The sequence below is a fragment of the Kordia periserrulae genome (assembly GCF_003054265.1).
GTDB classification, from domain to species: Bacteria; Bacteroidota; Bacteroidia; order Flavobacteriales; family Flavobacteriaceae; genus Kordia; species Kordia periserrulae.
Genome location: NZ_QBKT01000004.1, coordinates 160,852 through 184,223, shown reverse-complemented (window position 1 = coordinate 184,223; position 23,372 = coordinate 160,852). Strand labels below are relative to the sequence as shown.

The window sequence follows — 23,372 nt, the reverse complement described above, 5'->3', positions numbered from 1 at the left end:
TTTCTTTTTTTATTTGTGATTAATTATTTAGTGTATACAATTATATTCTATGCGTGCGTTTTCATCATTTCCTTACGTTTGCGCAACTGACGTTCCAACTCGCTAATCGATTCTACAATCGATTCTCTAAACGAATCATTGCTCGATTCCGCAAACAAACGTGGTCCAGGAAGACTCAAACGAATATTGCAAATCATTCCTGTGTCGGTTGATGTCGTATTTTCAGTTTTTAAAAACACATCGGCACGAATAATCATTTGATATTTGTCTCCTAGTTTGTTTAATTTTTCTCTTGCGAATGTTTCTAAAGATTCACTTGCGGTTACGCCGTCGTATTCGAATATAATTTCCATAGTTTTTTCTCTGTTTTTTAGTTAATAATTGAATTTATTTCAATATAACCTCACAAAAAGAATCTGCTTTGCTCGAATGCTATTTCCTTGAACTCATTTGCTTTTTTGTATTATTTTTACGGCTAAACTGTTAAATTTTGTCTGTTTTGTAAGATTTTGTATTTTCAAGAAACTAAGTAACGTGAGTTCAATGTAATAATTTTAAGATACGTTTCTCTATGAGCGATTTATGCCAAATGTCAAATCGAGCATTATCGTAGCTACCGAGCGAAGCTACAGAGATTCGATTGAAACTTTAGTTTTTCTTAACGTTCTCGACTGCGCTCGAACTGACAAGTGTTTATTTATTAGTAAATTAAGTGAAAAACAGGAATTTCTTATATCTAACTCACTTTGAAAGTTATAAAACGCAACCTTTTGTATTTTTTTACATCTAGTTAAAAATGTATAGTTATGAAAAAAATTATCTTCCTATTTCTAATTGCTTCATGTATAATTGGCTGTTCGGCTGATGATACCATTGAAACACCTCCCGCAATTGTATTTAACGGGAATTTAGTCTTAAAAACGCAAGCCGATGTGGATGCTATTGGTACGCAAGGCTATAATGTCATTAGCGGAACTTTAGTAATTGGTGACTTTTTTACAGGAACCAATACACCTGTTCCATCAGATATTGTTGATTTAACTCCATTAAGTACCATCACAAGTGTTGGACGACAGATAGAAATACAAAGTAATCCATTTTTAACATCTCTCGACGGATTGTCCAACTTACGCGTCACGTCTGGTTTGATTATTAGAGACAATCAAAACCTTACCTCTTTAGACGGATTGACAAGTTTGAACAGAATTGACGCAAATCCGATTCTTACAGGGCAAACTTTCTTTTCTGGAGGTGCCATTGTGTTGATTGACAATCCTGCGTTGACTTCTATTGAAGCATTAAGCAATATCAATCCGCAAGTGATTCATGAAGTTACCATTAAAAATACAGGTTTGGCTTCGCTTGAAGGTTTGGGAAATCTTACCGAAATCATACGATTGCAAATCATCAACAACGACAATTTGACCTCGCTAACGGCATTAGAAGGCTTGACTTCTGTAGAGAACACCGTTTTTATCTTTGGAAATGATTCGTTGAGCGATTATTGCGCATTGCAAACTTCCTTACAAAGCAATTTAGACTTGACCATTTATAATGTGTTTGATAATCAATTCAATCCGACATTTCAAAATATTGTTGATGGAGATTGTGTTCAATAAAACAACTATTAAAACTGTCTAAAAAGGCTATAAAGACGAAATTTTCCTTTTTAGACAGTTTTACGTTTGTATCTTAATTTGAGTTTTCCTTTTTTTCCGCATCAAAGTCAAACGGACTCCACGGTAAGAAGTGAAAAACATGATTTATGATTTCTTCACCAACTTTAACAAGTTTACCTCCTACTTCTTCAAAAGCTTCTCCAATGGCATCGGCAGTATACCCTACTTGTTTCATCAAATCGGCAATACCTTCTGCGCTCATACCATATATGTTTTCTAATATTTCAGCGGTTTCTTTCGCTCCTATACCAACACCATAAAAAATTTCAGTAACTAATTCTTGCCCAGCGTTAAATGTTGTCTTTAATGCTGCAGCTACTTCCTTAGAAGGCAAATATGGAACTTTAAGCAGCATTTTCCCTGTTTCCTTAATCACGACTTCACTTTCACCATATAATGATTTGATAGCTTCCGTAAGTTGTTGCGCGGAAATGTGATACATTTTCCCTATTTCACTAATATAAGGTGTCATATCAGGAATGGGAATGCCTAATTTTTGCAGCATCGACGTTAAAAATGTAGCGGCTTGCTCTATTTTCTCTATTAAAATGTGTCCCGTTTGGAATAATTTGATGAGCTGTAATGGATTCGCCATTAAATACTCCATGAGTATCGCGGGAAGTTTTTCAATGAGTTGATTGTTAATCACTTCCTGTATTTCTTCTATTGAGCTACAATGGCTAATATCAATGGAATAAATATTGTGAGTAGTCCCCATCAATTCAAATTGTATTTCTGCCATAAAATTAGAATGAGTGATGGTACTTGCTACAGCGATATCATTATTGAAATTATATATGCCCATGTTTTCAAGTAATGGAATTTTCACATCTACGTGAGAAGTATACGCAACATATACTTGATTATCATAAAGAGAAAATTGTATGCTTTGATGTATAAAATGGGAAATTTGAGTTCGAGTATCAAACGATATTTCATGCTCGTTTACATTCAAATCTACAATGCCCATTTCCATATTCAAGAACGTAACCTGTGCACTTCCAAAAATTTCATGATCATTGGTATCTACATTGATTACAGCTCCACCGCTTTTGCAAATAGTTTTTGGTTGGCTATGCTTAATTTTATAAGCATCTTCAGAATTTAATGGTACTTCCCAATTCTTAACTTCAGGATTTCCTAAAATCGCTTTTCCTTCCCCTGCTAGCGCAAGAATATTTTTTCCGTGAAGCGAAAACGTAAGCGGACCATCAAACTGTAATAAACATGATTGAAATTGTCCATTGTTTTGTTTAAAAGAAGCGTATACTTGAAATCCAAATATGTCTGCCATTCCTTGAAATGAAATACCAGGAGAAGCAGTAGTACCATTAATTAACGGCACTGATTTTTCACACCATGTAAACTCAGGTTCTTTTAAAACAACTGGAATATTGGCTAACGCTTCTACTTTCATTGCTGAAGGATTTGCAAACTGTAATGCTTCTGCGAGTGTAATTTCTCCAAATGAAAATGATATATACAATGGTGCAAAGTCAGCATCGGGTGTGCAAATAATAGCAAAATCATCAACGTGTAGCGTTTCCTTTGCTGTTTTTACTGTTCCGCTCGCACTAATCCCTAATAAAGCGATTGGCGGTTCAACAATCATTCCTGCTTCAATCCCTAAGCTTTCTGCATTTAAAGTCAAGCCTTTCAATTCTGGCGGAAGCGAAAGTAATTCTTTGGGTTTTGAAAATGTATGTGAAAGACTTCCCGCAAAAGAACTGAGACTTTTGTTGGTAAAATCTACTTGAAAATTAAGCAATACAGGATACGTTTTTGAATCAAACGCAGAGATGTTCACGTATCCCAAGAAATCTATAATGGTATCTGCTGACTGAAGATTCAACGTGATATCAAGTGTTGGCGTATCTATGTCTGCATTCACGCCATCAATGTGAATACTGAAATTTTGAATTCCATAAGCAATTGTGAGTGTATTTTGTGATTTGGTATAGGTAAATGTGATGCCAAATTTTCCTGATTGCAACTGCAATCCAACAAAACTCAAAAAGATTTTTAACTCAGATATCCAATAAAATGCGGATTGCCCATTTTGGAAAGGCATCACTGTAGCGGTCACTTTGATTTGATCGCCATTGTTCTGCAAAATTTGAGGTTGAGCAATAGTTATTTCTGGAAAATAGCGCGGCAAGAGGTAATGTTGACTTGCCAAAAACTGAGGAATTGTAGTCATAATAGTTTGGTGATTACTTGTATTATTTATTCTAAAACTAGTAGTTACTCTGTAGTTATCCTAATATTTTTTACCGTGTTTTAAAAATTACATAGAATCACCTAGCGCATCATACTGAATTTGTTAATATAATAGTCAACTACTTCAGGGCAAGCCTACGAAGCATCTAGTAGAAACTATTAAAACATTTTGACACACAAGCGTCGGAGCATTTTTAATCTCGATTATCGAGTAAATGTATTTGCATCAATGATTCTTTCGTTTGTGTCAAGCTAATTCTATAGAGGATAGTATATTTAGAATGAACAAAAAAAGAAAGATTATGAAAAATAAAGACAACAATTACAATTCTAATATTACTAAAGACGATGCTCAAGCATTACGTGAACGTACCGAAAACACAAGAACTGACGGTGGCGATGACCGAATGTTGCGAAATCGTGAAAAAGCAGTAGATTTTACAGGGAAAGATTTAGATGTTCCTGGAAGAGATTTGCCAAACGGAAAACAAACCACTTCTATCAAAGATGAAGAAAATCAATTGTACAGTCAAGGAAGCGATGAAAATGCTGATTTGGAGCGCAATACCAATCATATTGAAACGGTATCGTGATTTTTAGGTAGTAGGTATTAGGGAATAGGCATTAGAAATAGAAAACGCGTAACTTTTGATTACGCGTTTTCTATTGTTTTTATTTGATGATTTTAGACGTCATTTTGAACTTGATTCAAAATCTCATCACCGTGAGCTTCAATAGTATTTGTATGAGATGTCAAATCAAGTTTTACATGACGAACTAATGTTATATTCCTTATTTTTATCATCTTACTTGATAAGTCATCAATAGAGTATACGATTTCTCATGTTTTGTTTGCTTTACGCTAATATGTAGTTCTCCGAGGTTTTTTGGAGTGTAAGATAGTGTAAAGACGCCGTTTTCTCTTTTAAAATAAGTCCAGTTGTTTTTACTATCGATAATCGTCATTTGATCAGCTTCTGGAATTTCAAATTTAAAATCAATACTTTTTTGAGCTTTTAGGGTTTTGTACTTTGGAGCGGAAATCATTTTAGCAGGAATATCAAGAGTACTACATTTAGGAAACTTTACATGTTTGGTTTGGTGAATTTTTTTATATGTTTTATAACTATCAAATCCCAACAAAAAATACCCTTTTCCAACATTCGGAAACTTCATAAAAGTTTTTAAATCCATTTTTGGATTGACCGTGACAAGGTTTTTATCTTCTGGCAAATGTGTAAAAATACTAGTGTACGCATCAAGATTAAACCAGAACTCATCAAACTTTTTCTTACTCTTCAATCTCCCACCAACGGTAATACCATCTCCTGCTGCCCAAGTAGCATCAAAAAATCTCCATTCGTCGTTAATCTTAATCAAATTCCATGCATGGTTGGAATCTCTAAATTTAAAATTCAAACTGTAGCCATATCCTTTAGCATAACCAGAAACTTTCTTGATTTCTAAATTCATAGCTTTACCTAAAGCTAAGTACAAATTACTAAATCCTTCACACACTGCAACTCGGTTTTTCAATACGGATTTCGCATCGTAATCTTTATAATTTCCTGAGTTATACGCATAATCATCATAATCAATATTGTAGGCTAACCAAACATAAATAGCTCTTGCTTTTTCTAAATCATTTGTACAAATTTCCCCTAAATACTCTGCTAAACTGACAATATCTTTTTCTACATTGCTTGGGCAATTTTTTGCATGTGAATCAACTGCTTCAAAAGAATTTATGGGTTTATGATTTACAATAGATGCATCAACTATTTTTGAAGAAAAAGTGCTGCTATTATGCGACATATCAATTTGGAATATCCACAATAGTAGCGCAAAATGGAATATGTATTTCATGAGTGTTTCCAAGTTTTTTGTTAATTTCTAAATTTATTTTCAATTAAAAAAACTAACAATTTAAAAAATTATTATGCTTTTTTAGTCCGTAACATTACTCTAATCATCTTAACTTTGAATTAATATCACATAAAGTCACTATTGAAGCTCTCTCTAATAAGGTTTTAAATCAAGTTCAAAATGACGCTTCGAACCGTCAAAAAACAAACAACAAAAAACGCATAACCTTTAAAAAAGGTTATGCGTTTTTTATGGTTTCTAAATATTCAGTATCTAGGCTTTTTTTAAACTTTCCATGTCAATTACAAAACGATATTTTACATCATTATTTGTCACACGATCAAAAGCAACGTTAATATCTTGCATGTCTATCATTTCAATGTCAGACACAATATTGTGTTCTCCACAGAAATCTAGCATTTCTTGGGTTTCTTTAATGCCGCCAATCAGCGAACCAGCAACTCTTTTTCGTCCCATGATTAGATTTCCTCCATGCATTTCTTCTAAAGGTTCAATAGCGCCAACCATGACCATTGTGGAATCTCGTTTTAAAAGATTCAAATACGGATTGATATCATGTTTTACAGGAACGGTGTTTAGTAAGAAGTCAAAAGTTCCTTTGTGTTTTGCCATTTCATCTTCATTTTTGGAAATCAAAACGCCATCAGCACCTAATCGTTTGGCATCATCTGCTTTTTCAGGCGATGTCGTAATCATGATGGTTTCTGCGCCCATAGCATGTGCAAATTTGATTCCCATGTGTCCCAATCCGCCAAGTCCAATCACGCCTACTTTGTCACCTTTTTTTACATTCCAGTGATTTAGTGGAGAAAACGTGGTGATTCCCGCACATAATAATGGCGCAACACCTTTGGTGTCTAGATTTTCAGGAACGCTTAATACGAAATCTTCTTTTACGACAATACTTGTAGAATAGCCTCCGAAAGTTTGTTTTCCGGTATGGACATTTTTTCCATTATACGTTCCTACCATGCCTTCTTCGCAAAATTGCTCCAAATCGTCTTCACAGGCACTACATTTTTGGCAAGAATCGACCATACAGCCAACGCCGACCAAGTCACCTTCTTTGAATTTGGAAACGCTGCTACCAACTTCCACTACTTTTCCTATGATTTCATGTCCAGGTACTAATGGATAGGTTGAGTTTCCCCAATCGTTTCGTGCGGCATGAATATCACTATGGCAAACGCCACAATATAAAATGTCTATTTTGACATCATTTTCTAAAATATTTCTTCTTTCTATTTCTAATTCTTTCAAATCAGCTTCTGCCGATTTTGTTCCGTATGCTTTTATTGTTGTCATTTTGTTTGTTTTTTTATAAGTTAATTTTTGTAGTTGCTTTTGGATAATCTGTATATCCTTCTTTTCCAGTGGTGTAAAATGTATCTTTATCCCAATCCGCCAAGGCAACACCATGTCGAAAACGTTCTACCAAATCGGGATTGGAAATAAACGGTTTTCCGAAAGCGACTAAATCTGCATCACCGTTTTCAATGACGTTATTTCCAGATTCTTGATCAAAATTGGTGTTAATCATCAATGTTCCATTGTATAATGGGCGAAAATGCTTTGCAATATTAGTTACAGCGTGTTCTACTTCAGATACATCTGTAAAAGGCTCTGATAAGTGTACGTATGCCAAATTGTAATCGTTGAGTTTTTTAACGATGTATTCAAAAGTTGGAATGGTTTCCTCATCAATCGTAATTCCAAACAGACCATGTAACGAAGGATTAAAGCGAACACCTATTTTTTCTTCAGGCATTACTTTTTTAAGCGCGTCTAAGGTTTCAAAGAAAAATCGAGCTCTGTTTTCAATACTTCCGCCATACTTATCTGTACGCGTATTGGAACATTTGGTAAAAAACTGATGAAATAAGTATCCGTTAGACGAATGTATTTCCACGCCGTCAAATCCAGCTTTCATGGCGTTCATTCCTGCTTTGACAAAATCCTGAATAGTTCTGTCGATATCTTCTTGTGTCATTGCTTTGGGCGTTACCGTGTCTTTATTGCCTTCTGGAGTGTACGATTTTGTTTCCGGATTGATGGCAGATGGCGCTAATGGTAAGTTTCCATTGTGAAAATCGGGATGCGAAATTCGTCCCACATGCCACAATTGAATAAAAATCTTTCCGTCTCGCGCATGCACGCGTTCTGTTACTTTTTTCCAACCTGCTACTTGCTCTGTAGCGTAAATTCCTGGCGTATTGATATAGCCGACAGCTTCTTTGGAAACTTGTGAACCTTCTGTGATGATTAATCCCGCAGAAGCTCTTTGCTCGTAATACAAACCGTGTAAATCGTTGGTAGGAACATTTCCTTCATTGTCCGCTCTACTACGTGTCATCGGCGCCATAATAACGCGGTTGTTGAGTTGTAAACCCTGTAAAGTATATGATGATAATAGTGGTTGATTGTTCATGTTTTATATAGTTTAATTTTTTGTTTAATCAAAAATACGAAACAATAAACAAAGTTCTAAATCATTCAACCAATCAGGTTAACAATTGTATGGATTGGATTAAAAATAGGTCGTTAGAAGAACCAAAGCGTTGAAAATAGCATACAAATGTACTGTTTTAGTATGAAATGGTTTTGATGAATTCACCATTTTCATCATAAAAGGTCCAAAGACCTGTTCGGCGTTTCCAGTGTTTAAATGTGCCTGAAGCTTTAAGTTTTCCGTTGGAATGGTAGAGTTTTACAGGACCTTCTACTCTATTGTCTACATACGTTCCGACTTCTTTCGGATTGCCATTTTCGTAATAATTAATGTAAGTACCATTACCGATTCCGTTTTTATATTCTTGCAAGGTGAGATACTTTCCATTATCAAATTTACCGTACAAAACGCCTGTATACGGTGTTTTTGTGCCTTTTTTAAAGTATACGCTTCCTACTTTGTATGGTTTTTCGATTGTAGCACTCATGGGAAGCATTTTTTGTTGTAAGGTGTCTATTTGGGCAAATCCGAATGTCATGGAAAAGCATAAAGTAATTGTAAAGAAATGTTTCATAGCGTTTTTATTTTTTGTTTTCTTTTGTTGAAATCAACTCGTTATGTTGATAGGTTTCTGTTTTTTCTAAGATACCTGCGCTATCGTAATATTGCCAAATTCCGTGTTTTTTTCCAAGCAACCAACTTGATTTTTGTGCGACTTGTCCATTGTTGTAAAACTCTCTAAAAATTCCTGTAGCGCGATCTAAATCGTAGAATTCCTCTTGTCGCAACACACCATTTTCATGGAAATATTGCCACAATCCATGACCTTTTCCAGCTTTCCAATACGCGTTAAAACGCAATTGTCCGTTTTCGTACCATTCTTGCCAAAGTCCGTCAATAATACCTTTGTCAACAGAAATCCACGATTTAGGTTTGCCATTTTCGTAGCTGTCAGTCACCGCGCCAGAATACAATTGATTGTTGTAATAGATTTTCTCAATACCGTTTTCCTTCTTTTTAGTAATTTCTTTAGATGAAATATGCTGTTGTGCATTTGTTAGGGTAAATGCGGTAATACAGATGATGATGGTTAAAATGATTCGCATGTGACTGTTGTTTTTTTAATTGAATAATGATTTAAGTTGTAAGTAGTTGGATTCTATACTATAAATGTTCCAGATGTCTTCTTTTTCTTTGTATTTTCGGTTGCTTACAAAGAAAAAATACTGTCCATCACGTGAAAATTTCGGAAATGCATCTTCGTTTTTTGAGTTAATCAACCCTCCTAAATTCAAAGCTTTCGACCAACCGTTTGCTGTTTTTTGACTGACATAGATATCTTCTCCGCCAAAACCACCTTCCACATCATACGCGTTAAAAAGCAAATAATTACCGTCGGGTGACAATGTTGGCGAAGATGTCCAATACGAATCTTTATCAAATAAGCCTGTAATTCGCTTTGGCGTTGTAAATTGTTGCTTTTCAAGTGTTGTTGTATATATTCCGATAGCATCCGTATTCCGCATCATTGTTGAAAAGTAGAAGGTTTTTCCATCTTGTGTATACAATGAACTTTCGTTGGAAGAAGGCCATTTTTCGCCATCTATTTGTACTTTATTGATGATGGAATCTAGTGGTTTGGTAGTTTTCCATGAATCTTTTTCGAGATTCGTCACCCAAATATTCATATCAAAATCACCCTCACTTTCACGATTTGGAATTGGTCTGGTTGAGGCAAAATACACGTGTTTTCCATCAGGTGTAATTGCTGGCATTTCATCTCTGCTCAATGAAAAGTCTGCCACCGTAGGCGTTGTCCAATAATTTTCTTTGAAGTGTGATACGAATATTTTTTGCGGTTTGCCTTCTACTCTACGCGTAAAATAGATTGTTTTTCCGTCAGGTGTAAAATCGAGATTGAATTCGTTGTGTGCTGTTGAAATGATACCTTCTGCAAAAATAGCAGGGGCTGAAATCGTTTCTGAAACATAGCGCACTTTGGGTGAATTGGAGCAAGAAATCATTCCCACGAAAGTGATTCCAACAAAAAGTTTCGCAATATGCTTCATGAAGTATAGTTTAAAATTTGCATCCAGTTGTCGCGTAAAATTTGGGCTGCTTCTTGTGTTTCGTTCTTTTCTAAAAGCACAATCATTGTATCATGATGATGTTCAGATTCTTTGTAGAAACCGTTTTCATCCATAAATCCTTTTTCATAGAAGAAAATCCGAATCTTTAAATCGCTCAAAATCTGCGCACTTATTGGATTTTCGTATGCAGAGGTAAGCACTTCATGAAACAACATATCGGCATTGATACGCTCGATTGCGGTTGTAGTTTGTTGAAAAATAGCTTGTTGTACTTTTAATTTTTGTATGATTTCAGGCGAATACGTCGAATTTTCTACTGCCAAACCTTCCAAACACGCCACCAATTCGTATAAATTTTTTACTTCTTCATGTTTCAGCGTTGGCAACACAAATCCGCGATTTGGAATGGATTCGATGATGTTAGCTTGTTGTAATTGCGTCAATGCTTCCCGAATTGGCGTTACGCTCACGTTTAACTCACGCGACAATTGTGCAAGTGAAATCTTATCTCCAGCTTGCATTTCGCCAGATTTCATGCGTGCTAGCAAAATATTCCGCACCTGATCTCGATAACTAATTTTTTCAATCATGACGTAAATATAATATATCGTATACGATTTAACAAATAAAATTATGCTTGTCAATTATTTTTGAATATTTAGTTACATTTACAACTCAAAAATAATATTCCTAATATGCCCATAGAAGTCGCCATCATATTCATGCTTGCTTTGTTGACATTTCGTTTGTTAACAACCGTGATTCATGAGTTGGGACATGCGATTCCAGCGTTGTTGTTGACGAATGAAAAAGTCACGGTGTATATGGGCTCGTTGGGAAATCCTGAGAAATCGTTGCAGTTTCAATTCGGACGCTTGGAATGTTTTTTTAAGTTCAATTTGTTTTATTGGAAAGGCGGTTTATGCGTGATGCATGAAAAAGATATTTCTGTCCGAACGAGTTTTTTAGTGACTATTTGCGGTCCACTACTCTCGTTGATTGTCGCCACGATGGGTATTTTAGTCCTTTATTATAATCAATTCGGTGACGTTACGAAGTTGGTCATTTTCGCTTTGGTGTTTTCGTGTTTGCTGGATTTTATCAACAATATGGCTCCAAAAAGAGATTCCATAGCGTTACACGACGGTACTTTTACCAATAATGATGGCATGCAATTGTGGATGCTGTTTCAGTTTCGAAAGTCGTATCAAAAATTTCAAAAAGGTTCGCATTACATGGAGCAATCGGAATTTGGAAAAGCAGCGGCTATTTTTGAAGAAGCCATACCACAAGCAAAACACAATGCAGGCATGTTTTACCGCTTGGCGATTTACGCACATATTCAAAACAATAAACGAGAAAAAGCCAAGCAGCTACAAGAGATATTTACTGAAAAATATAAAGATACTTTTACTACGGACGATTTTATCAATGCGGGAATTATTCTCGGTTTCTTTGATGAATACGAGCAAGCAATTCATCTTTACACAGAAGCTTTACAAATAGATTCCAAGAATAGTCTAGCTTTGAATAATCGCGGATATAATTACGGATTGTTACACGAACACGAAAAAGCTATTGCTGATTTAGACAAAGTAATTGCAATTGATGCTAAATTTGCTTTTGCTTGGAACAATCGTGGGTTTTCTAAGTTGAAACTCGGACAATTGGAAGCTGGATTGCAAGATATTCAACAATCATTGCAATTGGACGATCAAAATAGTTATGCGTATCGCAACTTAGGATTATACTATTTTTATAAAAAAGAATACGAGAAAGCGCTGGAATTGTATCAAAAAGCGAAGGAACTGGATGCTTCTACAAAGTTTTTAAACAATTATATCAGTGAGGTAGAAAAGTTTTTACAGAAATAGTTCGTATCTGAAATAATTAGACACGAACTATAAAATATTAAAGTTACATTTAACAAAGACTATCCATCGTTTTGATGAGTAATTCCAATGCTTTACGCCATTTTGGTGGTAAAAAAGGAAATTTTGCAATCAATTTGATAATTCCTCCAATTTTGCTCCAAGCCTCACATATATATGCAGGAATCGCAGCAACTCCAGCTACATTTGCTTGTACTTGTACTTTTGCTCTCGAAGCTATATTTTTTTCTAATTGATCCAAATCTAAAGATTCAATCTGAGCGTTTACGGTTTCAAAATTTAATTCTGCCATAATTCTGATTTTTTATATTAGTAATGATGCTAAAGTATCTACTTTTCAAAAAGCATAACATCCTCATACCTAGGTATTTTTAAATTTTACGACTACAAATTTAGTTTTACGACTATTTTTATAGTCATAAGTTAAAATATTCTACTATATTTGCTGCATGAACGAGTTAACAAAAGCCGAAGAGCAAGTCATGCAATACGTTTGGAAGTTAGACAAAGCTTTTTTAAAAGACATTGTTGAGCAATTTCCAGAGCCAAAACCTGCATACACCACAATCTCTACCGTAGTACGAGTATTGGTGCGTAAAAAGTTTTTACAGTTTGAAACCTTTGGAAAGGTTCGCAGATATTCCCCTGCGATTTCTAAGCAGCAATATTTTTCACAGCATTTTAAAAATGTAATTGGAAACTTTTTTAACGGTTCTACCAGTTCGTTTGCTTCTTTTTTTGCGGAAAGTGATACGCTCAATCTGACCGAAATGGAGCAAATGAAAGCTATTTTGGAAGAAAAAATTAAAACCTTGAAAGAAAACGATGAATAGCTTTTTGATATATCTGTTCCAAGTAAGTTTGGTATTTAGCGGTTTTTATTTGCTTTTTAAATGCATCTTTAGCCGATTTACCTTTCACGCGTTTAATAGAATTTTTCTAGTCAGCATGATTCCGTTGTCGTTGTTATTACCATTGAGCGACACTTTGTTTTCTACACTTCAAATACCAATAGAACTTCCAATATTAAAAGAAGTTACCGAGTTCACTGAAAGCTTTACGTTAACTTCTGTAGAAACTACAAATCATCAAACTGTAGCCATTGGTTTTTGGATGTTTTCAATGTATTTAGTGTTGTTCGTAAGCTTTTTGATACGATTTACTCGAACAATTTTTTGCTTAATTCGTTTACAAAGCAAAGCCACACAAATCATGCTTCATGATACAAAAGTATATGCTACAAACGTTTCTGAAGTGTTCTCCTATTTTCATTGGGTTTTTGTTCCAAAAACTACTGTTGCTACGATTGAAAAGTGCATTCTCACGCACGAAAAAGCACATATTTCAAAGTTACATTCGATAGATATGATTTTGACAGAATTGTTTATTGCATTTCAATGGTTCAATCCACTCGCCTACTTTTATAGGAAATCGCTCAAATCCATTCATGAATTTCAGGCTGACGCTGCTGTTTTAACGAAGGAAAACATTAAGAAATCATCGTATTTAACCCTGCTTTTGACAAGTTTACAACCTACAAAAGTCAATCCAGCCTATAATTATTTTTCACAATCAACACTCAAAAAACGAATAGACATGATGACAAAATCACCTTCAAAAAATCACTCAAAGCTCGCGTATGTATTACTACTTCCTGTAATCGCGTTGACATTTATGGCTTTTAAAAATTCAGGAAAAAGTACCATTTTAAACGAATTGATACCAGTTGCTATCAACGAAAGTGGAGTTCCTTCCTTATTTCCTGTAAAAAATAAAACGGTTGACCATATTTCTTCAGAATTTGGTGCCGTTCGGAAACATCCTAAATTGAAGGATAAAATACCACATGGTGGCATTGACATCAAAGCTTCTTTGGGAACTCCAATCGTTGCTACGGCTGATGGAACGGTTATTAAAGCGAAAGACGAAGGCAATTGGGGAAATTTAATCATCATATCGCATTCCGATGGTTTTGAAACTTTGTACGCGCATTTGCAAGGTTTCAACATCACAGCTGGACAAACAGTGAAAAAAGGCGACATTATTGGTTATGTTGGCAATTCCGGATTGTCCACCGCGCCGCATTTACACTACGAAGTGCGTCAAAACGGAATGCGTTTAAATCCACTGAAATACATCACAGAATAAAGCTTTTACAGCTACTACAATTATTTTTTAAAAAGAGCGTTATAGTGGCAGTTCTCTAAAAATTTATATTGATTTAGAAATAGAATATATAATGAAAAAAGTATATCTACTCGTTTGCGCATGCGCCATTTTTGCTAGCATGAACGGGCAAACAAAAGATAGTCTTGCAGTTGAAATTGATACAATAGCAAGTACAACAATTGAAATCAACACGGTGTTTCCTGCAATTTCTTTGGCATTGCAAGCATTACAAGAAGGAAAAACTCCCAAAAAAGACTGGATTGCAGAAAACTGGAACACGAAAGTCTTTAATCCGTATAAAAAGATTCAAAAAGAGTATCCATTGCAGCTTACTTTTGAAGATGCTACGTATGCATCGCCAATTCCGAGAAAAAAAGTCATTACTTCTCGTTACGGCTGGCGAAATCGCAGACCGCACAACGGAATCGACATTGATTTAATCACAGGTGATGCTGTCATGACCATGTTTGACGGCGTAGTTCGCTATGTAAATTACCATTCCGGACACGGTAAAACGGTGGTTGTGCGCCATTTTAATGGCTTAGAAACCGTATACGCACATTTATCTAAACAATTAGTAAAAGTCAATGATACAGTAAAAAAAGGACAAATTATTGGAAAAGGCGGCACCACAGGAAATGCGCGCGGAAGTCATTTACATTTGGAAGTATTGTTTCAAGGAATTCCGATTCACCCAGAATATGTGTTCGATTTTTCAAACGAAGAAAACAAAGTTCGCAATAATGAAATTTGGGTGACACGTCGCTGGACAACCGCATACAGACACAATTCGAAACGTAAATCCAAAATTGAATTGTGTACTACAGAAGCAGAAGCAATTGCAAGTAAAGCCAACGAAACGAAGATTTATACTGTGCGTCGCGGCGATACACTTTCTAGAATTTCCAAAAAGTACAATATTTCGATTGCGTCTTTGTGTAAAGACAATGCGATTCGTAAAACATCTACCTTGCGAATTGGACAAAAATTGATTGTTAAACAATAAAATTCGTTTTCTTGCTTTATTTTAATAATTACATTAATATCGACGTATGAAAAACACCTTGTATTTACTTTTGTTTTTGGCACTTTCTTCGTGCGGAATTAAAACTACAGGAACAGGATATCCTACACAAACAGCATACAAACCCGATCCGCCGATTACAAAATCGTTATTCAATGATCAATCGGCAACGATTTCAGAAGAAAACATTCAAAAAATCTTAGACGGAACGTACACCTTACCGCAGAATTTACGCGTTTCATTGGTAAAGTTAGAAAGCACGCAAAACCAACGTTATTACTACGGAAACAATGAACAGTATTTAAAATCACAACAAGCGTATTTGGATTTATTCACAAAAAACTTCAAAGAATCCAATCGTGTGACTACGGTTTCACAAATTCCAGATTTACTAATTTCTAACAATCCGACATTTACCAGCATTCGCGAAGCTGCCGTCCGAACGCAATCGGATATCGTGGTGATTTATAGCATTAATAGCGATTTGTACGCGCGTTATAAACTATTTGCAAAGTCAGACATTAAAGCGTTTGCAACGACACAATTGATCATTTTAGACGTTCGTACAGGTTTGATTCCATTTTCTACGATTGTGACCAAAGAATTCCAATCAAAACGTCAGGAAAACGAAGTCAACGAAGCAGAAGCTGCCAATCGTATCAAAAACGAAGCGGTATTGCTAACGATACAGGAAATTGGTTCGCAGATTCGAGCTTTTTTGAAGAAATGATTCTCATATAAAACTTCTTAAACTTACATTTGCGTTTCAAACACTGATTTTTGGGCAATTCACTCATTACATATCTTCGTGAACCGTATCCGTACATTTACGGAAACAAGCGACAATTACTCGTCATTTTAGGCGTAATTTCACTATTAGCTTTTGTGTTTTCGTATGCGTTTGAACCGTTTGAAGTCAACACGACAGAACATAAAATAGCGTACGTTTGGATTTTAGTTTTGCATGCAACGTTACCAATCCCGATTGTCTTTTTGTATTTTACAATCGTAAATTTTACCATCAAAGACGATTCTCGCTGGACGATTGGCAAAGAAATGCTGCATTTGAGTATTGCGCTGCTTTTGATTGGAATTGGAAGTTTTTTGGTACGCGATATTATTTATGACAATCCAAACAATTGGTCGTTTCGTTATTTGTATGAAGAAATTCGAAATTCGTTTATGGTTGGCGTGTTGTTATTACTGATAATTTTACCGTTAAACGTCCAGCGATTGATTCAAAAACACAGCAAAAGCCTAGAAAGGCTCTCTTTTTCAAAAGCTAACCCTATAACTACAGAACCGCAAATTTGTCATATTTCAGGAAGCGATTTTCAATTTTACATACAAGATTTTTTATTCGCCAAAGTAGAAGGTAATTATACCGAAATCTTCCTCGAACAGCACGATAAAGTCACCAAAAAACTACTTCGTATTACATTAAAAGATTTGGAGAATCAGTTGCAAGACTTTTCAAATATTTACAAAACACATCGCTCCTATTTGGTGAATTTGGACAAAATAATTGAGTGCAAAGGAAATGCACAAGGTTATCAGTTAACGCTTCAAAAGTATGCTGAAAAAGTTCCTGTATCGCGTTCAAAGTTAAGCGATTTCAATTCCTATTTTTCTGCTACTACACAAAGCTGAATACTTTTGAATGTATTTCATCACAAAACCATGTAAACAGTCACTTTTACAAGGATTTCGTTATAAATCTTTATACGTTTGTGCTATCAAAAAACGAACAATTTTGCACACAAAAACTCGCAGATACGATTTAGATTGGCTTCGCGTTATCGCCATTTTAGCTGTTTATGCACATCATATTTGTATGCCGTTTAACGGAGATGATTTTCACATCATGAATACAGATTCAAGCAAATTATTAGATGATATTATGGTGTTTTTTGAGCAATTTCGATTGCCATTATTATTTCTCATTTCAGGAACAGGAACCATTTTTGCTTTTTCAAAACGTACGTGGATTGACTTTCTGAAAGAGCGTTCTGTGCGACTTTTATTGCCGCTATTTTTTGGAATTTTCATCATTGTGCCACCGCAAACCTTCTTTGAAAATCGCGCGCAGTATACTTCCTACTGGGAAATCTACACAAATGCTGATTTTGAAGTCAATCATTTGTGGTTTATTGAAAATTTATTTTGGATGTCAATAATCGCCATTCCGCTGATTTTATTTCTAAAATCTACCAAATCCGCTAAATTTTTAAACCTTTTTAAGCATTTTACCGCCAAACGCTTCGGATTGTTCGCCTTGGTCATTCCATTGAGTGTAGGGTTTTTGTGGCTCAAAAGCTACTATCTGAGTAATGATAAAGACCTGTTTAACTTGTCATCTACCTTTTTCTATAGTTTCTTTTTTGTATTGGGAATGTTGTTCGCTTCCGCAGATATGACTTGGAAACATTTGAATCAGTATCGGAAGCTAAATTTCCTGTTGTTTATCATCAGTTCCGTCGTTTTTTACACATATTATTATGTTCCCGGTGAATGGATTGCGCCGTATTTAACTAAAAATCAAGGCTGGATGCTTTGGTATTTAGTGTGTTGTTTGGTCGGCTGGAGTTTTGTCATTACACTTTTAGGCTACGGACAAATTTGGTTCAACAAAGAAAGTACGCTTGTCAAAAAACTGAACGAAGCCATTTACCCGTTTTACATCCTGCATCAAACTGTCATTGTGGTATTTGCGTATTATATTGTGCAATGGGAAATGCCAATTGGTGTAAAAGTTCTAATATTACTTATGACGACATTTCCCGTTATTATAATTATCTACAGATTTTTCATTTATCCGTTTGCTCTCACGCGAATTTTGTTTGGAATGAAAAAACGCTAAGATGACTTTTTTAATAGCTTGAGTTCCTTTTCCAATGCTGTATTCCAAGGATTGTATTCCAAAGACTTTTCCAGTAATGGCAATGCTTCTGCTTCTCTACCCAGTTTTCGCAGACTTTCCGCATAATAATCATAAATACGATGTGTATAATAGCCTTTGGGATAGATTTCCAGATTTAATTGATACATCAAAATAGCTTCTTCATGTCTCCCTTTTTCTGCTAACGACAAACCGTACTCGTTGATTAATCGCTCGGAAATTCCGTAATCGGAGTCTTTTGTATAGTTTTCTCTGATGAATTCGATGATTTCTGCGGTTGATTTCTCAGTTTCCAACGACGCGATTGGTTTTCGGTGTAACAACAATTTTCGCAGAATCCACCAATAACGCCATGTTGGTGTGGCAGTTCTGTCTGAAAAATGTAATAATGTGTAAATATCAACGGTTGTTTTGTGGGCTACTACCATATTTCGCTTTGGAATGACGGTGATGTATTGCCCAAATTCTCCCTGTGCTGTATAAGCACCTTCAAAATCTGGATTGTCGTAAAAGCGGTCAAAAATCCACCAAAAATGGCCGTATGACTGTTGCAACGGACTTGACACATCTCTATCAAAACGTGCATTTACCGTGTCTTTTGGCGTAAAAGTGGTCGTGATTTTCTGAATCCAGTCTTTGGAAATGAGTTGTTTTCCGTTCCAGTTTCCTTCTTGCAGCATCAATTGTCCAATTTTCGCCATATCGCGAGTTGATAAATGAAAATTATACGCCGCATAACGCGATTTACTTTTTTGAATCGTTTTATCTTGATTGTGATAATTCCAATCTTGAAAACCTAGTGGAACTGCTAGTTGCTCCTGAAATTCTGTAAAAATGGTTCTTCCTGTTTTTTCTTCCAGAATATGTGCTGCCACATTATAATCCCACTGATTTGGCAAAAAGTACGTTCCAGGTGGCTTAGTTCCTCTTTCTTGTTTTTCAAAAATAGCACGTTCATCGTGTACAGCTTCATGAAAAATACCTGAGCGCGCCGTCAATACATCTTGAATAGTCGCTTCCTTTTCAGATGAAAGCAATCCATCTTCTTCATCAATTCCGAGTGTTTCAAGCGTTTGATTAAGCTCAATTAAGCCATTTTCTACATATTTTCCATACAATAGTGAAACGATACCTTTACGAACCGTACTGACATTGCTAATTTCTGACACATCACCATATTCAAACACTACTTTTCCATTTTCCAACACCAGCATACTTGTGGTTTCGGCTTCTTCTTTGAGATAGTTGCTGATTTCTTGAATTTTTTCTTTCGTAAAGATGGAGTTCGTCAAGGAAGTATTTTTCGGAAATGCTTCACCTTCAAACGAAGCACTTTTATACAACCACGTTTGCGGGCTGGTATGTGAAACTAAAAAGACACTTCCCGAAAGGATAAAAAGCCCAATCAACACTTGTTTTAGCTTGTATTTTTTGTAGATAGAAATTAACAATTCTCGCTTATGAACCCACAAATAGGCAAATCCGAAATTGGGCAACCAACTTCCCCATACTGAAATGCTGTAAGCAAATGCAAAATCGCCCGTAATTTCGATGAGTGGATATAAAATAAAGCGCAACATTACGGCGGCAAAACTCCCAACATAGCTGTAAATCATGTATTCGCGGTGTTTTGCAATATTTCCGTTACGAATGGCTTTATACGCCAAATACGTAAACACAAACCAAATAAACGCACCAAACGTGAATCCTATTTGTGGTACAATGCCGCCACTTGCAAAAAGTCCAATGTAAAAGCCTACGGGCGCGCTAATTAAAACCGAAAGCACATATATTTTTCCAATGATTCTGTGTGCTTTTCGGAATTTGTCGCGAAACTTTTTGATGAATTGTATCCAACCAATGAGCAGTGCAATTCCGCCAAAAGTGATGTGAATGTAAAATGCCGTCATATAAATGACACTGTTGAGTACTTTATCGGGTTTGCTTGTGAGTAAATCGATTGGACCGTCGGCTAGAAAATATTTTAGTGGACGAAAAATTCCGATGTACATACACAAATAGATGATGATGAGCCAAGCTATTTTTTTCATTTTTTTGATATTTTATTTTGATTGATGCGTCAAAAATACCATCAAAATGAGTCGTGAAAAATAGGTGAATTAGGGAAAGGTATAAAGTGTGTTATTTAGGTTGAAAACGTACAGTTTAGGTATGAAATAAGCTGTTTTAGGTATAAAAATTACAGCGCTAATACCTGTTCTTTGTAGTTTTTGGAAACAGGAAGCTCCATTTGTGTCAACAAAATGGTAGAAGCATCTTTCCACGATTTAAAATGTGACGGATTTATCAAATGTGAACGATGAATTTGTAGCAAAAAATCAAAATCCGCTTGTAACTTTTTTAGGGACGTACGAATCAATTTTGATTGCAATTCGTTTTGGTCTAAATAGAAAATCTCCACATAGTTTTGTGAATTGGAAATGCAGATTAAATCGGAAGGTTTTATTTTGAGAATGTCTAGTTTGTTTTCACCTTTAATCGTAATTGTTTCTTCTCGTGAAGGAATTAATTTGATGGCATACGTTCTGAAAAGAATTAAAATTGGCGTTAAAATCAGCATCGAAGTCAAGATGATTTCTCGTAAAAACGTCGTAAAATCATAAAATCCTTTCACTAAGGAACTTCGGTAAAAAGTATAGGTGGCCACAGTGTATAACACAAAAAACAATAGCAACATACCAACTTCTAGCAGAAAACTCCATTTGGAAAGTTGTTGATATATTATTTTTTGAATGAAACTTACTATCGCATAACACACAAATGCCAGTACACTAAACCCTATACTTACGGTTATCCAAATGGTAAAGTCCATGCTGCCATGCTCATACGGACGAATAAAAAACGCAAATAGAAATATCCAAACACTAGTAAGGGCACCAATAAGCAAGTGCAATTTTATGGATGGATTGAGTTGTTTCATGTCACAAAAATAAAAATGCTGACCATAGCAAACAAATGATAATCATTAAACACGCCAGATTCAGGTTTGTACGTCTAACACATCTAAAGATTCTAAGGAGTCTAAACTTCTAAGAAATCTAATACGCTAACAACTCTAACAATGCTGCTTCAAAATCGTTTTTTGGTAAATATTGTTGCTCCAAGCCTTGATCGAATGGAATTGGTGTTTCCAAACTCGCCACACGCTTTACAGGCGCATCTAAATACTCAAAACAGTTTTCCATAATCATTGCCGAAATATCGCTAGAAATACTTCCAAATAGCGAATCTTCTTGTAGAATAATGGCTTTTCCTGTTTTCTTGACGGATGCATAAATTGCTTCTGTATCTAACGGTTGTAATGTACGTAAGTCAATCAAATCGGCAGCAATATCTGTGTTTTTTTCTAAAGTTTCCAATGCCCAATGTACCGCTGAACCGAAAGAGATAATCGTAATATCATTCCCTTCTTTTAACAACGATGCTTTTCCTAACGGAAGTGTGTAATAATCCGTCGGAACGTCTTGATACACGCTTCTATACAAGGCTTTATGTTCAAAAAACAATACAGGATTCGGATCGTTAATCGCTGTCGCCAACAAACCTTTAGCATCGTACGGAAATGCTGGATACACCACTTTTAAACCTGGTGTTTTGGTAAACCACGCTTCGTTGGTTTGTGAATGAAAAGGTCCTGCGCCAACACCTGCACCACAAGGCATTCGCACCACAACATCGGCATGCTGATTCCAGCGATAGTGTGACTTTGCCAATAAGTTTACAATCGGGTTGAATCCACTAGATACAAAATCGGCAAACTGCATTTCCATCACGGCTTTCATACCGTTTACGGAAAGTCCATATGCCGCAGAAACGATGGCAGATTCACAGATTGGCGTATTGCGCACACGCTCTTTTCCAAACTGATTGATAAAATCATTCGTGATTTTAAAAACACCACCATATTCCGCCACATCTTGTCCCATAATGACCAAATCATCATGTCGCTCCATCGATTGTTGCAAACCTTGCGAAATGGCATCTACAAAGCGTATATTATCTGTGTTTGAATTTGACGTAACTTCTTCGTATACTGAACTTTTATATACATCATTTAATTCATTACTTTTAGCAGAAGTAATCTTTTCTTCGTCAAACGCTTTTTGCAAGTTTTCGTTGATTTCGGCTGAAATTTCTTGTTGATACGCTTCTTCAATTTCTTGCGTAAGCACACCTTCTAATAGTAAAAAATTACGATAATTATCTATCGGATCTTTCGCAGACCACGCATTCATCAATTCGTCTGGAACATATTTTGTACCGCTCGCTTCTTCATGTCCGCGCATGCGAAAGGTTTTAAACTCCAATAAAATTGGTCTCGGATTTTCGCGAATGCTATCTGCCAATTCAGAAACTTTCGAATAGACTTCCAAAATATTATTTCCATCAATGATGTGCGATTCCATTCCGTAGCCTTTGCCTCTATCTGCCAAATGCTCACAATTATATTGCTCTGAAGTTGGTGTGGACAATCCGTAACCGTTATTTTCAATGCAAAACAACACAGGCAAACTCCACACAGAAGCTACGTTTAACGCTTCGTGAAAATCACCTTCACTTGTACCGCCTTCGCCTGTAAATACGGCACAGGCTTGTTTGTTGTCTTTTAACTTATTTGCCAGAGCAATTCCACTTGCCACACCTAATTGTGGTCCTAAATGTGAAATCATTCCCACAATTTTAAACTCTTGCGTACCAAAATGAAAACTACGGTCGCGTCCTTTGGTAAAACCATTCGCCTTTCCTTGCCACTGCGAAAACAAACGATATAGTGGAATTTCACGCGTTGTAAAAACTCCCAAATTTCGATGCATTGGCAACACATATTCGTCTTTTGTCAATGCAGAAGTTACGCCAACTGCGATTGCTTCTTGCCCAATGCCGCCAAACCATTTTGAGATTTTTCCTTGACGAAGCAGAATGAGCATCTTCTCCTCTATCATTCTCGGTTTCAGCATCTTTTTATATAGATTGAGCAACGTTTCGTTAGTCAAATTTCTTTTATCGTAAACCATTGGTTTTAGTGTCGTTGGCATGAATTG

22 protein-coding genes are annotated in these 23,372 nt (G+C 35.8%); 9 read left to right on the top strand and 13 right to left on the bottom strand.

Features of this window, described 5'->3' with window-relative positions; all coding sequences use genetic code 11:
* Nucleotides 1–47: 47 nt before the first annotated feature.
* Nucleotides 48–353: a ribosome hibernation-promoting factor, HPF/YfiA family gene (gene hpf, locus C8N46_RS09715; RefSeq protein ID WP_108114703.1), complete on the bottom strand. Its 306-nt coding sequence runs from the start codon at nt 351–353 to the stop codon at nt 48–50.
* A gap of 453 nt (nt 354–806) precedes the next feature.
* Between hpf and C8N46_RS09710 the strand changes: the two genes are divergently transcribed.
* Nucleotides 807–1,619: a hypothetical protein gene (locus C8N46_RS09710; protein ID WP_108114702.1), complete on the top strand. Its 813-nt coding sequence runs from the start codon at nt 807–809 to the stop codon at nt 1,617–1,619.
* A gap of 73 nt (nt 1,620–1,692) precedes the next feature.
* Here C8N46_RS09710 and C8N46_RS09705 read toward each other — a convergent pair whose 3' ends face one another.
* Nucleotides 1,693–3,879, bottom strand: a complete 2,187-nt coding sequence (locus C8N46_RS09705) for a hypothetical protein (RefSeq protein ID WP_108114701.1) — start codon at nt 3,877–3,879, stop codon at nt 1,693–1,695.
* Between the two features lie 322 nt (nt 3,880–4,201).
* Between C8N46_RS09705 and C8N46_RS09700 the strand changes: the two genes are divergently transcribed.
* Nucleotides 4,202–4,492 (top strand): hypothetical protein, encoded by a 291-nt coding sequence (locus tag C8N46_RS09700; RefSeq protein ID WP_108114967.1) that lies wholly within the window; start codon nt 4,202–4,204, stop codon nt 4,490–4,492.
* 208 nt (nt 4,493–4,700) lie between these two features.
* On the opposite strand, the gene C8N46_RS09695 is transcribed toward C8N46_RS09700, so the two are convergent.
* The 7 genes from C8N46_RS09695 to C8N46_RS09665 all read right to left on the bottom strand — a co-directional run bounded on the left by C8N46_RS09695 (nt 4,701) and on the right by C8N46_RS09665 (nt 10,915).
* Nucleotides 4,701–5,765, bottom strand: a complete 1,065-nt coding sequence (locus tag C8N46_RS09695) for a transglutaminase domain-containing protein (RefSeq protein WP_146169784.1) — start codon at nt 5,763–5,765, stop codon at nt 4,701–4,703.
* Between the two features lie 273 nt (nt 5,766–6,038).
* Nucleotides 6,039–7,091 (bottom strand): NAD(P)-dependent alcohol dehydrogenase, encoded by a 1,053-nt coding sequence (locus C8N46_RS09690; RefSeq protein ID WP_108114699.1) that lies wholly within the window; start codon nt 7,089–7,091, stop codon nt 6,039–6,041.
* 13 nt (nt 7,092–7,104) lie between these two features.
* Nucleotides 7,105–8,214: an alkene reductase gene (locus C8N46_RS09685; RefSeq protein WP_108114698.1), complete on the bottom strand. Its 1,110-nt coding sequence runs from the start codon at nt 8,212–8,214 to the stop codon at nt 7,105–7,107.
* Nucleotides 8,215–8,371: 157 nt separating this feature from the next.
* Nucleotides 8,372–8,809 (bottom strand): toxin-antitoxin system YwqK family antitoxin, encoded by a 438-nt coding sequence (locus C8N46_RS09680; protein WP_108114697.1) that lies wholly within the window; start codon nt 8,807–8,809, stop codon nt 8,372–8,374.
* A gap of 7 nt (nt 8,810–8,816) precedes the next feature.
* Nucleotides 8,817–9,341: a toxin-antitoxin system YwqK family antitoxin gene (locus C8N46_RS09675; RefSeq protein ID WP_108114696.1), complete on the bottom strand. Its 525-nt coding sequence runs from the start codon at nt 9,339–9,341 to the stop codon at nt 8,817–8,819.
* A gap of 15 nt (nt 9,342–9,356) precedes the next feature.
* Nucleotides 9,357–10,304 (bottom strand): TolB family protein, encoded by a 948-nt coding sequence (locus C8N46_RS09670; protein ID WP_108114695.1) that lies wholly within the window; start codon nt 10,302–10,304, stop codon nt 9,357–9,359.
* The gene (locus C8N46_RS09665; protein WP_108114694.1) at nt 10,301–10,915 is read right to left on the bottom strand and encodes a GntR family transcriptional regulator; all 615 of its coding nucleotides are present in this window, start codon (nt 10,913–10,915) and stop codon (nt 10,301–10,303) included. Before C8N46_RS09665 ends, C8N46_RS09670 begins: the two co-directional genes overlap by 4 nt.
* A 105-nt stretch (nt 10,916–11,020) precedes the next feature.
* Between C8N46_RS09665 and C8N46_RS09660 the strand changes: the two genes are divergently transcribed.
* On the top strand, nt 11,021–12,199 hold the full coding sequence (locus C8N46_RS09660; RefSeq protein WP_108114693.1) for a tetratricopeptide repeat protein: 1,179 nt from the start codon (nt 11,021–11,023) through the stop codon (nt 12,197–12,199).
* A gap of 49 nt (nt 12,200–12,248) precedes the next feature.
* Here C8N46_RS09660 and C8N46_RS09655 read toward each other — a convergent pair whose 3' ends face one another.
* Nucleotides 12,249–12,509: a hypothetical protein gene (locus C8N46_RS09655; RefSeq protein WP_108114692.1), complete on the bottom strand. Its 261-nt coding sequence runs from the start codon at nt 12,507–12,509 to the stop codon at nt 12,249–12,251.
* Nucleotides 12,510–12,666: 157 nt separating this feature from the next.
* Between C8N46_RS09655 and C8N46_RS09650 the strand changes: the two genes are divergently transcribed.
* The 6 genes from C8N46_RS09650 (at nt 12,667) to C8N46_RS09625 (ending at nt 18,270) form a co-directional block, all read left to right on the top strand.
* Nucleotides 12,667–13,050 carry a BlaI/MecI/CopY family transcriptional regulator gene (locus C8N46_RS09650; RefSeq protein WP_108114691.1) on the top strand — a complete coding sequence of 128 codons (384 nt, stop codon included), beginning with the start codon at nt 12,667–12,669 and terminating at the stop codon, nt 13,048–13,050.
* Nucleotides 13,043–14,365, top strand: coding sequence for a peptidoglycan DD-metalloendopeptidase family protein (locus C8N46_RS09645; protein WP_108114690.1), 1,323 nt, complete (start codon nt 13,043–13,045; stop codon nt 14,363–14,365). Before C8N46_RS09650 ends, C8N46_RS09645 begins: the two co-directional genes overlap by 8 nt.
* Before the next feature lie 91 nt (nt 14,366–14,456).
* A complete protein-coding gene (locus C8N46_RS09640; RefSeq protein WP_108114689.1) occupies nt 14,457–15,392 on the top strand; it encodes a M23 family metallopeptidase in 936 nt (311 codons plus the stop codon).
* 46 nt (nt 15,393–15,438) lie between these two features.
* Complete coding sequence (locus tag C8N46_RS09635; protein ID WP_108114688.1) at nt 15,439–16,140, top strand: hypothetical protein; 702 nt, start codon at nt 15,439–15,441, stop codon at nt 16,138–16,140.
* Between the two features lie 50 nt (nt 16,141–16,190).
* The gene (locus C8N46_RS09630) at nt 16,191–17,060 is read left to right on the top strand and encodes a LytTR family DNA-binding domain-containing protein (protein ID WP_108114687.1); all 870 of its coding nucleotides are present in this window, start codon (nt 16,191–16,193) and stop codon (nt 17,058–17,060) included.
* 103 nt (nt 17,061–17,163) lie between these two features.
* Nucleotides 17,164–18,270, top strand: coding sequence for an acyltransferase family protein (locus C8N46_RS09625; RefSeq protein WP_158269126.1), 1,107 nt, complete (start codon nt 17,164–17,166; stop codon nt 18,268–18,270).
* On the opposite strand, the gene C8N46_RS09620 is transcribed toward C8N46_RS09625, so the two are convergent.
* The 3 genes from C8N46_RS09620 to C8N46_RS09610 form a co-directional block, all read right to left on the bottom strand.
* Nucleotides 18,267–20,360, bottom strand: coding sequence for a DUF2306 domain-containing protein (locus C8N46_RS09620; protein WP_108114685.1), 2,094 nt, complete (start codon nt 20,358–20,360; stop codon nt 18,267–18,269). The two genes, C8N46_RS09625 and C8N46_RS09620, sit on opposite strands and share 4 nt — an antisense overlap.
* A 149-nt stretch (nt 20,361–20,509) precedes the next feature.
* Entirely contained in the window at nt 20,510–21,250 is a 741-nt protein-coding gene (locus C8N46_RS09615; protein ID WP_108114684.1) for a LytTR family DNA-binding domain-containing protein, read from the bottom strand.
* Between the two features lie 118 nt (nt 21,251–21,368).
* The gene (locus tag C8N46_RS09610) at nt 21,369–23,366 is read right to left on the bottom strand and encodes an alpha-ketoacid dehydrogenase subunit alpha/beta (RefSeq protein WP_245896796.1); all 1,998 of its coding nucleotides are present in this window, start codon (nt 23,364–23,366) and stop codon (nt 21,369–21,371) included.
* Between the last annotated feature and the right edge of the window lie 6 nt (nt 23,367–23,372).

Bases quoted from the DNA above. Each gene is read 5' to 3' on its own strand.
- hpf (WP_108114703.1), bottom strand. From the start codon at position 353: ATGGAAATTATATTCGAATACGACGGCGTAACCGCAAGTGAATCTTTA.
- C8N46_RS09710 (WP_108114702.1), top strand. From the start codon at position 807: ATGAAAAAAATTATCTTCCTATTTCTAATTGCTTCATGTATAATTGGC.
- C8N46_RS09705 (WP_108114701.1), bottom strand. From the start codon at position 3,879: ATGACTACAATTCCTCAGTTTTTGGCAAGTCAACATTACCTCTTGCCG.
- C8N46_RS09700 (WP_108114967.1), top strand. From the start codon at position 4,202: ATGAAAAATAAAGACAACAATTACAATTCTAATATTACTAAAGACGAT.
- C8N46_RS09695 (WP_146169784.1), bottom strand. From the start codon at position 5,765: ATGAAATACATATTCCATTTTGCGCTACTATTGTGGATATTCCAAATT.
- C8N46_RS09690 (WP_108114699.1), bottom strand. From the start codon at position 7,091: ATGACAACAATAAAAGCATACGGAACAAAATCGGCAGAAGCTGATTTG.
- C8N46_RS09685 (WP_108114698.1), bottom strand. From the start codon at position 8,214: ATGAACAATCAACCACTATTATCATCATATACTTTACAGGGTTTACAA.
- C8N46_RS09680 (WP_108114697.1), bottom strand. From the start codon at position 8,809: ATGAAACATTTCTTTACAATTACTTTATGCTTTTCCATGACATTCGGA.
- C8N46_RS09675 (WP_108114696.1), bottom strand. From the start codon at position 9,341: ATGCGAATCATTTTAACCATCATCATCTGTATTACCGCATTTACCCTA.
- C8N46_RS09670 (WP_108114695.1), bottom strand. From the start codon at position 10,304: ATGAAGCATATTGCGAAACTTTTTGTTGGAATCACTTTCGTGGGAATG.
- C8N46_RS09665 (WP_108114694.1), bottom strand. From the start codon at position 10,915: ATGATTGAAAAAATTAGTTATCGAGATCAGGTGCGGAATATTTTGCTA.
- C8N46_RS09660 (WP_108114693.1), top strand. From the start codon at position 11,021: ATGCCCATAGAAGTCGCCATCATATTCATGCTTGCTTTGTTGACATTT.
- C8N46_RS09655 (WP_108114692.1), bottom strand. From the start codon at position 12,509: ATGGCAGAATTAAATTTTGAAACCGTAAACGCTCAGATTGAATCTTTA.
- C8N46_RS09650 (WP_108114691.1), top strand. From the start codon at position 12,667: ATGAACGAGTTAACAAAAGCCGAAGAGCAAGTCATGCAATACGTTTGG.
- C8N46_RS09645 (WP_108114690.1), top strand. From the start codon at position 13,043: ATGAATAGCTTTTTGATATATCTGTTCCAAGTAAGTTTGGTATTTAGC.
- C8N46_RS09640 (WP_108114689.1), top strand. From the start codon at position 14,457: ATGAAAAAAGTATATCTACTCGTTTGCGCATGCGCCATTTTTGCTAGC.
- C8N46_RS09635 (WP_108114688.1), top strand. From the start codon at position 15,439: ATGAAAAACACCTTGTATTTACTTTTGTTTTTGGCACTTTCTTCGTGC.
- C8N46_RS09620 (WP_108114685.1), bottom strand. From the start codon at position 20,360: ATGAAAAAAATAGCTTGGCTCATCATCATCTATTTGTGTATGTACATC.
- C8N46_RS09615 (WP_108114684.1), bottom strand. From the start codon at position 21,250: ATGAAACAACTCAATCCATCCATAAAATTGCACTTGCTTATTGGTGCC.
- C8N46_RS09610 (WP_245896796.1), bottom strand. From the start codon at position 23,366: ATGCCAACGACACTAAAACCAATGGTTTACGATAAAAGAAATTTGACT.